Below are 10,142 nucleotides of genomic sequence, written 5' to 3' on the forward strand. Positions count from 1 at the left end.
TCCTTACACTCTTTCCCTCCCCGACGCTCTTCCGATCTGCCACGGGGTTTCGTGGATTCGGGACCCGCGGCCGGTACGGGGGAATTCCCGGCCGCGGGTCCCGAGTTCGGGACGGGGTGGGCGTCAGGAGACGCGCACCTCGGGGACCTCCTCGGCCGGGGCGGGGGCCGCGGCGGGAGCCTTGCGCAGGTTGAGCGCGGCCACGGCGCCGAGGAACGCGGCGGCCGCGGTGACCCAGCCGGCCACCCGCAGGCCGGAGATGACGTCGCCGTCCGCCGGGGCCGGAGCGCCCGCGGTCAGGTCGAGGCCGGAGTTGGCGATGACCAGGATGACGGCGAGCCCGACGGCGGCACCGATCTGCTGGGAGGTGGAGGCGAGCGCCGAGGCCACACCCTGCTCGGCGGGGTCCACCCCGGAACCGGCGGTCGCGAAGATGGCGGTGAACGCCAGGCCGCCGCCGAAGCCGTAGATGGCGACGCCGGGCAGGACCGCCCAGTAGGTGCCGCCGGCGACCATGCCCGCGGCCATCGCGGCCATGCCGATCGCGTAGATGAGCATGCCGAGCGAGAGAGTCCCGCGCAGACCCGTCTTGTTGAGCATGGCGGCCGCGATCTTGCCACCGGCGAGCATCGCGAGCAGACCCAGCGGGAGGAAGGCGAGACCCGCCTGGAGCGCGTTGTAGTCGAGGATGTTCTGGATGTAGGTGGTGAACAGGTAGTAGCCGCCGCTCAGGGCGCTCATGTGCAGGAACGCCACCATCATCGAGGTCACGAGGGTGCGGTTGCGGAACATCCGCAGCGGCGCGAGCGGGGCGCTGGTCTTGGACTCGATGAGGAAGAACGAGGCGACGAGCAGCAGGCCGACGATCAGCGAGCCGAGCACCCGCGGCGTGGTCCAGCCGGACTCGGGGCCGCTGACCAGACCGAACACGACGAGCGTGGCGCCGATGGTGACGACCAGGGCACCCGGGATGTCGAAGCCCTGACGGGCGCCGGTGCGCGGGGCGTCGGGGGCGAGCAGGGCCGGCACGCCGAGGAGCGCGAGGAGGGCCAGCGGGGCCATGAAGAAGAAGACCCACTCCCAGCCGAGCCACTGGGTGAGCACGCCGCCGAGCAGCGCACCCGCGGCCAGGCCGCCGCTGCCGGTGGCGCCCCAGACGGCGAGCGCCTTGTTGCGCGGGGGGCCTTCCTCGAAGCTCGTGACGACCAGGGTGAGCGTCGCGGGGAAGAGCAGTGCGCCGCCGAGGCCCTGCACGGCGCGCGCGGCGACCAGCACCTCCGCCGAGTCGGCGAGACCGCCGACCAGGGCCGAGACGCCGAAGAGGACAAGCGCCGCGACGAAGACCCGGCGGGCGCCGAGCCGGTCCGCGGCGCGTCCGCCGAAGAGCAGGAAGCCGCCGAAGGCCACGGCGTAGGAGCTGACGACCCACTGGAGGGTCTGCGGGGAGAAGTCGAGGGCCTGGCCGATGTCCGGCAGCGCCACGAACACGATGTTGTAGTCCACGGCGATGATGAATTGGGCCAACGCCAGCAGCGCAAGCCTCAGGCCGGACCGCTGATGCGAGCTAACGGAACCTTCCACTGGATTGGAGCCCTTCTGCAAAAGGAGAACGGCGAGGCGCTCTCTACATGTCGTTCGTTTACTGAGCGGTGTTCAGAGTTCGCATGGGAGATGGTACCGCCACGGCGTTCACTGTCAAGCGGAACCGGCATGCACGCGAACCGGCCCCGGACCGTGTGCGCGGTCCGGGGCCGGCGATCGAGCGGAAGCGGGCGCCGTGGCGGCGCCGCAGGGCAGGTCAGACCGGGTCGGCGTCGCCAACAGGGCCGAGAACGACCGGCAGTTCACCGATCACGCGCAGCGAGATGCCGGGCCAGCGCTCGACCCGCCTGCTGTCGTCCAGGCGCACGTCGCGCCGGATCAGGGCGGCGAGCGCCTCCTGCCCGATCATGCGCGCGATGGGCGCCGCGACACAGAAGTGGATGCCGTGCCCGAAGCCCAGGTTGCGGGTCTGTTCCCGGGTGATGTCGAGCCGCTCCGGGTCGTCGAAGGCCGCCGGGTCCCGGTTGGCGGCGGCCATCATCACGGCCACGTACTCGCCCGCCCGCACCGGGATGCCGGCCACGTCCGCGTCCTCCAGGGCGGTACGGGTCACCATCGCCAGCGTGCTGTCGTAGCGCAGCAGCTCCTCGACGGCCGCCGGCACCCGGTCCGGGTTCTCGCGCAGCCACGCGAACTGGGCCGGGTGGGACAGCAGGTTGTAGACCTGGTTGCCGATGAGCGCGGCCGTGGCGCCGAACCCGGCGGCCAGCAGGTTCATCAGGAGCATCGCCAGCTCCCACTCGGAGAGCCGGTCGCCCTCCTGCTCCGCGCGGGCCAGTTCGCTGATGAGGTCGTCGCCGGGCGCCTCCCGCCGCGCGGCCACCATCTCGATGCCCGCGTTGATGAAGACGTCACGGGCGCCGTTGCGGCCGGTCTTCTGCTCGTCGGTGAGCGTGAAGCCGGGGTCGAGACCGCGGCCGCTCTCCATGGTGTTGGCGAAGAAGAGCGGGTGGTAGTGCTCGGGTATGTCCATCATGTCGCTGAGGACCCGGGCCGGCAGCGGCCGGGACAGCACCTGCTGGAGGTCGACGCGCCCGTCGGGGCTCTCCGCGAACGCCTGGTCCAGCAACTCCTCGGCGTACCGCGCCGCCTTGGGGCGCAGGTCGGCGATCATCTTCGGCGTGAACGCCTTGGACACCAGGCCGCGGATGCGGGTGTGGTCCGGCGGGTCCATGAACATGAGGATGCGGCCGGACTCCCCGCTCGCGGGGTTCTCCACGAACTGGTCGGCCACCATCGGGTTGACCCCCCAGCCGAACCGGGGGTCCTTCATGACCGCGGCGGCCTCCTCGTAGCCGTACACGGCCACGATCCCGCCCGGCGTACGGAAGGCCCGGCCGGACTCCTCCCTGGTCTTCCGGTGGTACGGAAACGGGTCGGCATGGAAATCGGTGTCGAACGGGTCGAAGGGAAGCGCCCGCCGAGCGGCTTCGGGGTCGTACGTGATGACATCCGGGATTTTCGCGGTCGACGCCTCGGTCATTTTCCACATCCCACTAGATTGAGGACCGTCTGCTGGGAGCGGAAATTACTTGCGACCTCCCCCTAGGGCCAACCCCTCTCACCGCGCCACGACATACAGGGGTACCCCACAAAATCTGGGGTTGGCACTAGGGGGCGGAGACCACTAATTTTCCGAGGGAAATTGCAGAGTATCGCACCGAAAACTCACCTACACGAGGTTCGGATGAGTAATAGCAGCGACCGGAAGAGTTCCATGGAATTCCCTGAGATCCTCGACGGATTCGACCTCACGGACCATGCAGGATTCGCCCGCGGGATTCCGTACGAGCTGTTCGCCAGGCTCCGCCGGGAAGCCCCCGTGCTCCGCCACCCCGCCGGCACCCTGCCGGACGGCGAGAGCTTCTGGGTGCTGACCCGGCACGCGGACATCGCGGCGGCCTCGGTGGACCCGGTCTTCTCTTCCCAGGGCGGCGGCGGCCGCGCCGGCGGCGGCTCCCACCTGGAGGACCTGCCCTTCGGCGGCGGCCTCACCGGCAGCGTGCTCGCCATGATGGACAACCCGCGACACGACGTGTTCAAGCACCTGCTCGGCCCGGCCCTGGCCACCGCCGTGAGGGAGCTGGAGCCCGAACTCCGCGCCACCGCCGCCGCCCTGGCCGACGAGGCGGTCTCCCGGGGCCGGGTGAACCTCGTCGACGACTTCACCGAACCCTTCGCGCTGCGCTCGGTGGCGCTGCTCCTCGGCATTCCGCGCGAGGACTGGCCGGCCCTCACGGAATGGGTGCACGCCGTCCTCGGATTCACCCACCGCAGGACCGGACGGGTGGACGACGCGTCCCGGGCCGTCTACCAGAATCTGCGCGCCTATTTCACCTCGCTCCTCGAACACAAGAGAGAGCGGCCCGCGGACGATCTGGGTTCGGTGCTCGCGAACGGCGAACTGCCCGCCAACAGCGGCCAGCCGGCGCTCACCGAGATGGAGCGGGAGACCAACGCCAGCGTCCTGCTCGTCAGCGGCTTCGAGCAGCCGCGCAACACGATCGCCGGCGGTCTGCTCGCCTTCGCCCACCACCCCGACCAGTGGCGGGAACTGCGCAAGGACCGGGCCCTGTTGCCGACCGCGGTCGAGGAGGTGCTCCGCTGGCTGCCGGCGAACCCCTACAACCGGCGCACCCTCACCCAGGACGTGGAGCTGCACGGCCGACATCTGCGCGCCGGTGACAAGGTGACCCTGTGGTGGCCGTCCGCCAACCGCGACGAGACGGTCTTCCCCGACCCGGACCGGTTCGACATCCGGCGCGACCCCAACCCGCATCTGTCCTTCGGCCACGGCGTCCACTACTGCCTCGGCGACGCCTTCGGCCGCCTGGAGATCCGCCTCGCGCTGGAGGCGCTGCTCGACCGGGTCGAGGAGATCCGCCCCGCGGGGCCGGAGACCTGGGCGCCCAACAACAAGCACACGGTGCTGCTCGACGTACCCGTGGAACTCGTGCCCGCGCAGGGGGTGTGATGACCGCCGCCCCCGAAGTCACCTCGACGCCCACGACTGGCTTCGCCGCCGGGTTCGCCACGGCCCTGGAGTCCGGGCTGCTCGGCCCGGAGCCGCCCGCCTTCCCCGAGCAGGACCCGGCGGACCGGGCCGCGGGCGAGGCGACCACGGCCCGGCTCGACGCGTTCCTCCGCGCCCGCCTCGACCCGGACGAGGTCGATCTGACCGGGGCGCTCCCCGACGGCTTCCTCGACGACCTGCGGGCGAGCGGCTTCCTGAAGCTGCGCCTGGGAGCGGAGGCCGACGGCCTGGGACTCTCCCCGTACAACACCTTCCGCGCCGTCGAGCACGCCGCCGGACTCTGCATGCCCGCCGGGCAGATGCTCGCCGTCCAGGCGGGGGTCGGCGCCCCCGCGCTGCTGCCGGCGCTGCCCGAGGGCCCGCTGCGCGACCACCTCACCGAGCGGCTCGCCGGCGGCGCGGTCTCGGGGTTCGCGCTGACCGAGCCCGCCGGGCAGAACAACGCCTGGCCCGGCACCACGGCCACCCGGTCCGCCGACGGCACGGCCTATGTCCTGCACGGGGAGAAGGTGTTCACCGGGCACGGCCCGGTGGCCGACCTGCTGGCCGTTGCCGCCACCGAGCACACGGCGGAGGGGCGGAGGCTGTGCGTCTGCTTCGTGGACACCTCCGCCGCCGGTTTCGAGGTCACGTCGTCCATCGAGTTCGCCGGCAGCCGGGGCCTGCCCAATGGGGCGCTGCGCCTGGACGAGGTGGAGGTGCCGGCGGAGCACGTCCTGCGCCACGCGCCCGAGGACCCGCGGTTCTCCGAGCGGATGGCCGACGTCCTCCTCGACGGCCAGCTGTACTTCACCGCCGCCCCGGCCCTCGCCATCGCCCGGCTCTGCCGCCGCTGGTCCGCGGAGTTCCTCGCCCGGCGCAGCGTCAACGGCCGCCCCCTGATCGCGTACGACGCGATCCAGCGCCTTGTCGCCGACACCCTCGCCGAGGTGCACGCCGTGGACAGCGTGATCCGCTGGGGGCTGATCGGCCCCGGCGCCGAGGACCGCTGGTTCGAGCGGCTCACCGCCAAGAACCTGGCCGTGCGCACCGCCTGGCGGATCGTCGACCGGACCGTCTCCCTGTACGGGGCGGAGGGCGTCGAGACCCTGCCGAGCAAGCTCCGCCGGGGAGCGCCCCCGGTCCCGCTGGAGCGCCGGATGCGCGACGCCCGCGGGCTGCGCATCGCCGGGAACGTGGACTTCCAGCTGGACGCCCAGGCCGGGCGGCGGCTGTTGGCCCGGTACTACGCGACGGACGGCGCCGCCCCCGTCGCGGATGACAGCGTCGTCGGCGGGGCAGGCCTGAGCGCGGCGAACCGGGTCCATCTGGCGGCCGTACGGGAGCAGGTGGCGCGGTTCCACGCGACCTGCCGGGAGCTGGTCGCGGCCCACCCGCGGCAGGAGGCGCTCTTCGAGAAGGAGCACACGCTGATCCTGCTCGGCCGCATCGGGGCGGAGCTGTTCGCCTCGTACGCGGTGCTCGCGAGGGCGGTCCCCGGCGACGAGGACGCGGCGACGCTCGCGGACGTGTACTGCGTCGAGGCCGGGCACCGGCTCGCCGGCCTGTGGCGGCGGCTCACCGCCGGTCCGGGACCGGACCACGCGGGTCTGGGCAGACGCTGGTTGGCGGGGTTCGCCGACCGCTCCTGAGACGCACCCCGAGACGCACGAAAGGCCGGGTCCGGGGGCGATCCCCCGGACCCGGCCTTCGTCACGTCACTCCTGCGGGGCGGCGCCGACCAGTTCGCCCGTCGGCACGTGTCCGAGGGACTTGGAGAGGTCGACGAGCTCGGCGCGGTAGAGCTTCTCGGGGTCGCGGACCTGGGGAGCCAGGTGACCGTAGACCTCCAGGGAGACCAGGCCGTGCATCCGGCCCCAGACGCGCAGCGAGAGCGCGACGGCGGCCGGCGGCAGGTCGGGGAAGGAGCGGCGGATCAGGTCGCCGAACTCCGGGTCGAAGTCGGACCAGGTGTGGTCGCTGCCGATGTAGAGGTGCTGCGCCTTGGGCCAGGCGGCCGCGACGATGCCGGTGAGGACGGCGCACGAGCGGTGCTCCGCCTCGGCGGCCGCGCCGCCCTCCGGGGGCTGGTAGTCGGGCACGGCGTCGCCGTACACCAGGCGGAACTCCTCCGGGTTGCCGACCGCCCAGTTGCGGTAGGCCTGCCCGAACGCGAGCACCTGCGCGGTCGCGTCCCCCTTGGGGGTCTCCGCGATGGCGGCTTCGAGGGTGTCGGCCAGGCGGCCGTACACATCCGCGATCAGGACGCTGACGAGATTGTCCCGGGTGTCGAAGTAGCTGTAGATGGCACCGGCCGTCATCCCCATGTCACGGGCGATGGCCCGCAACGAGATCGCCGCCGTACCGCTGGTGGCCATGTGCTCCAGGGCGGTCGCCTTGATCTCCGCGGTCGTCGCCTCGCGCAGGCGCATCCTCCGGCTTTGAGTCACCTGTCCCATGCTCGGCATCTTAGCAGTGTTGAAACATAAATACCGCTCCTCGGTTCCTTCACGGAGTGCAATTGACTCGCAGAGTGCAATTGATGAACACTGTGTACATGACTCAGCCCACCTCGCGGCCCCCGGCGGGCGGCACCCTCCGTATCGGGGGCGACCTCAGCGTCAACCGGCTCGGCTACGGCGCCATGCGGCTCACCGGACCGGGCATCTGGGGCGACCCGGCCGACCCCGCTGAGGCGGTCCGGGTGCTCCGGCGGGCGGTGGAGCTCGGCGTGAACTTCATCGACACCGCCGACGCCTACGGCCCGTACACCAGCGACCTCCTCATCAAGAAGGCCCTGCACCCCTACCCGGACGACCTGGTGATCGCCACCAAGGTCGGCCTCGCCCGCCCCGGACCCGACGACTGGCGTCCGATCGGGCGCCCCGAGTACCTGCGCCAGCAGGTCGAGCTCAACCTCCGCCACCTCGGCCTGGACTCCATACCTCTGCTCCAGCTCCACCGGATCGACCCGGCCGTCCCGCTGGAGGACCAGGTCGGCGAGCTGGCCGAGCTCCGCAACGAGGGCAAGATCCGGCACATCGGCCTCTCCGAGGTCACGGTGGAGGAGCTGGAGAAGGCGCGGACGGTCACCCCGATCGCCTCCGTGCAGAACCTCTACAACCTCGCCGAGCGCAAGTACGAGGACGTCCTGCGCCACGCCGAGCTCCACGGCCTGGCGTTCATCGCCTGGTTCCCGCTCGCCATGGGACAGCTGGCCACCCCCGACAACGCCCCGGCGGCCGGGGACGGGACGACCGTCGGCGAGGCGAACGGCGCCACCCCCGCCCAGCTCGCGCTCGCCTGGCTGCTCCGCCACTCCCCCGTCCTGCTCCCGATCCCCGGCACGTCCTCGGTGGCGCACCTGGAGGAGAACATGGCGAGCGCGGCGATCCGCCTCTCCGAGCAGGACTACACGTCCATGACCGCCGTCGGCTGACGGCAGGAGAGGAGCCCGGATGCCGCACACCGCACACGACACCGACTACGGCCACCGCGTCGTGGCCGTCCACGCGTCCCAGACCGTACGGGTGGTGATCGGCGGCCGTACGGTCGCCACGTCCGACCGGCCCGTCCTCGTCCACGAGACCGGTCTGCCCGTGCGCTACTACCTCCCGCCCGAGGACGTCGACCTGACGCTCTTCGACCCCTCGGAGACCCGGACCACCTGCCCGTACAAGGGCGAGGCAGCTTACTGGTCGTACCGCGGTGACGACCCGGCCGCGACGCCGGCCCACCCGGACGTGGCGTGGTCGTACCTCGACCCGATCGACGCCGTCCCCGAGATCAAGGGGTACCTGTCGTTCTACGACACCGTCGCCGAGGTCGACGTGACCGGCCCGGCGCCGGAGTCACCGGCGGTCTGAACGCTCTGATCTGAACGGCGCGAACGCCACGGGCCGCCCGCGTACGCGCGCGGGCGGCCCGTGGCTGCCTCGGGTGACCCGCCGGCCTCAGGCCGGCGGGTTGCCGTGCTTCCGGGCCGGCAGGTCGGCGTGCTTCGAACTCAGCATGTCCAGCGCTCTGATCAGCACGAGGCGGGTGTCGCGCGGGTCGATCACATCGTCGACCAGGCCGCGTTCGGCCGCGTAGTACGGGTGCATCAGCTCGGCCTTGTACTCCTTGATCTTCTGGGCGCGCACCTCGTCCGGATCGTCCGCGTCCGCGATCTCGCGCCGGAAGATCACGTTCGCCGCGCCCTCCGCGCCCATCACCGCGATCTCGTTGCCCGGCCAGGCCAGCGAGAGGTCCGCGCCGATCGAGCGGGAGTCCATCACGATGTACGCGCCGCCGTAGGCCTTGCGCAGGATCAGCTGGATCCGCGGCACGGTCGCGTTGCAGTACGCGTACAGCAGCTTGGCGCCGTGCCGGATGATGCCGTTGTGCTCCTGGTCGACGCCCGGCAGGAAGCCGGGCACGTCGACGAGGGTGACCAGTGGGATGTTGAACGCGTCGCACAGGGAGACGAACCGGGCGGCCTTCTCCGAGGCGTGGATGTCGAGGACCCCGGCCGCGGCGGACGGCTGGTTGGCGACGATGCCCACCACCCGGCCGTCGAGCCGGGTCAGCGCGCAGACGATGTTCGTCGCCCACCCCTCGTGGATCTCGAAGAACTGCCCGTCGTCGACGAGCTCCTCGATCACCGCCCGCATGTCGTAGGCCTGGTGGGGGTCGTCCGGCACCAGATCGAGCAGGGCGTCGTTCGGCCGGTCGGCCGGGTCGTCGCACATCTCCGCCGGCGGCATCTCGCGGTTGTTCTGCGGCAGCAGGGAGAGTAGGAAGCGGACCTCCTCCAGACAGGACTCCTCGTCGTCGTAGACGAAACCGGCGACGCCCGACACGCCCGCGTGGACGTCCGCGCCGCCGAGACCGTCCATGGACACCTGCTCGCCCGTCACCGCCTGGACGACGTCGGGCCCGGTGATGAACATCTGCGAGGTCTCGCGGACCATGAAGACGAAGTCGGTGAGCGCGGGCGAGTACGCCGCCCCGCCCGCGCACGGCCCCAGCATCACGCTGATCTGCGGGATCACCCCGGAGTTGCGGGTGTTGCGGCGGAAGATCCCGCCGTAGCCCGCGAGCGCGGTGACCCCTTCCTGGATCCGGGCGCCCGCGCCGTCGTTGAGCGAGACCAGCGGCGCGCCGGTGTCCGCGGCGAGGTCCATCAGCTTGTGGATCTTGGCGGCGTGCGCCTCGCCCAGGGCACCGCCGAAGATGCGGAAGTCGTGGGCGTACACGAAGACGGTCCGCCCGTGGACCGTGCCCCATCCGGTGACCACCCCGTCGGAGTGGGGACGGCGCCGCTCCATGCCGAAGCCGGACGAACGGTGCCGCCGCAGCGGTTCGATCTCCTGGAACGAGCCCTCGTCCAGGAGCAGTTCGATCCTCTCGTACACGGTGAGCTTGCCCCGGGCGTGCTGGCGCGCGGTGGCCGTCGGGTCCGTGCCCTGACGCACCCGCGACTTCAGCTCGATCAGTTCCGCCAGGCGGTCTGTGGCCGGCATGGCTGGACTCCTTTGTCCTCGTC

At 71.5% G+C, this 10,142-nt stretch carries 8 protein-coding genes; 4 read left to right on the forward strand and 4 right to left on the reverse strand.

Annotated features, from left to right (window positions below):
* Window positions 1-123: 123 nt before the first annotated feature.
* Both ACWCO8_RS36330 and ACWCO8_RS36335 read right to left on the reverse strand, forming a co-directional pair.
* Window positions 124-1,524 (reverse strand): MFS transporter, encoded by a 1,401-nt coding sequence (locus ACWCO8_RS36330; protein ID WP_451035796.1) that lies wholly within the window; start codon window positions 1,522-1,524, stop codon window positions 124-126.
* 274 nt (window positions 1,525-1,798) lie between these two features.
* Entirely contained in the window at window positions 1,799-3,085 is a 1,287-nt protein-coding gene (locus ACWCO8_RS36335; RefSeq protein ID WP_451035797.1) for a cytochrome P450, read from the reverse strand.
* 234 nt (window positions 3,086-3,319) lie between these two features.
* Between ACWCO8_RS36335 and ACWCO8_RS36340 the strand changes: the two genes are divergently transcribed.
* Both ACWCO8_RS36340 and ACWCO8_RS36345 read left to right on the forward strand, forming a co-directional pair.
* The gene (locus ACWCO8_RS36340; RefSeq protein ID WP_451035798.1) at window positions 3,320-4,576 is read left to right on the forward strand and encodes a cytochrome P450; all 1,257 of its coding nucleotides are present in this window, start codon (window positions 3,320-3,322) and stop codon (window positions 4,574-4,576) included.
* A complete protein-coding gene (locus ACWCO8_RS36345) occupies window positions 4,576-6,267 on the forward strand; it encodes an acyl-CoA dehydrogenase family protein (RefSeq protein WP_451035799.1) in 1,692 nt (563 codons plus the stop codon). Before ACWCO8_RS36340 ends, ACWCO8_RS36345 begins: the two co-directional genes overlap by 1 nt.
* 66 nt (window positions 6,268-6,333) lie before the next feature.
* Here the strand turns inward: ACWCO8_RS36345 and ACWCO8_RS36350 are convergent, their stop codons facing one another.
* Window positions 6,334-7,074, reverse strand: a complete 741-nt coding sequence (locus ACWCO8_RS36350) for a TetR/AcrR family transcriptional regulator (RefSeq protein WP_362006206.1) — start codon at window positions 7,072-7,074, stop codon at window positions 6,334-6,336.
* A gap of 98 nt (window positions 7,075-7,172) precedes the next feature.
* On the opposite strand from ACWCO8_RS36350, the gene ACWCO8_RS36355 reads away from it, so the two are divergent.
* Together ACWCO8_RS36355 and ACWCO8_RS36360 are read left to right on the forward strand one after the other, a co-directional pair.
* Complete coding sequence (locus ACWCO8_RS36355; protein ID WP_451035800.1) at window positions 7,173-8,054, forward strand: aldo/keto reductase; 882 nt, start codon at window positions 7,173-7,175, stop codon at window positions 8,052-8,054.
* 19 nt (window positions 8,055-8,073) lie between these two features.
* Window positions 8,074-8,481: a DUF427 domain-containing protein gene (locus ACWCO8_RS36360; RefSeq protein WP_451035801.1), complete on the forward strand. Its 408-nt coding sequence runs from the start codon at window positions 8,074-8,076 to the stop codon at window positions 8,479-8,481.
* Window positions 8,482-8,568: 87 nt separating this feature from the next.
* Here the strand turns inward: ACWCO8_RS36360 and ACWCO8_RS36365 are convergent, their stop codons facing one another.
* On the reverse strand, window positions 8,569-10,119 hold the full coding sequence (locus tag ACWCO8_RS36365) for an acyl-CoA carboxylase subunit beta (RefSeq protein WP_451035802.1): 1,551 nt from the start codon (window positions 10,117-10,119) through the stop codon (window positions 8,569-8,571).
* Window positions 10,120-10,142: the final 23 nt, after the last annotated feature.

This window comes from Streptomyces sp. NPDC001927 (genome assembly GCF_053594455.1).

Coding starts and splice junctions, on each gene's coding strand:
- ACWCO8_RS36335 (WP_451035797.1), bottom strand. CDS start 3,085: ATGACCGAGGCGTCGACCGCGAAAATCCCGGATGTCATCACGTACGAC.
- ACWCO8_RS36340 (WP_451035798.1), top strand. CDS start 3,320: ATGGAATTCCCTGAGATCCTCGACGGATTCGACCTCACGGACCATGCA.
- ACWCO8_RS36345 (WP_451035799.1), top strand. CDS start 4,576: ATGACCGCCGCCCCCGAAGTCACCTCGACGCCCACGACTGGCTTCGCC.
- ACWCO8_RS36350 (WP_362006206.1), bottom strand. CDS start 7,074: ATGGGACAGGTGACTCAAAGCCGGAGGATGCGCCTGCGCGAGGCGACG.
- ACWCO8_RS36355 (WP_451035800.1), top strand. CDS start 7,173: ATGACTCAGCCCACCTCGCGGCCCCCGGCGGGCGGCACCCTCCGTATC.
- ACWCO8_RS36360 (WP_451035801.1), top strand. CDS start 8,074: ATGCCGCACACCGCACACGACACCGACTACGGCCACCGCGTCGTGGCC.
- ACWCO8_RS36365 (WP_451035802.1), bottom strand. CDS start 10,119: ATGCCGGCCACAGACCGCCTGGCGGAACTGATCGAGCTGAAGTCGCGG.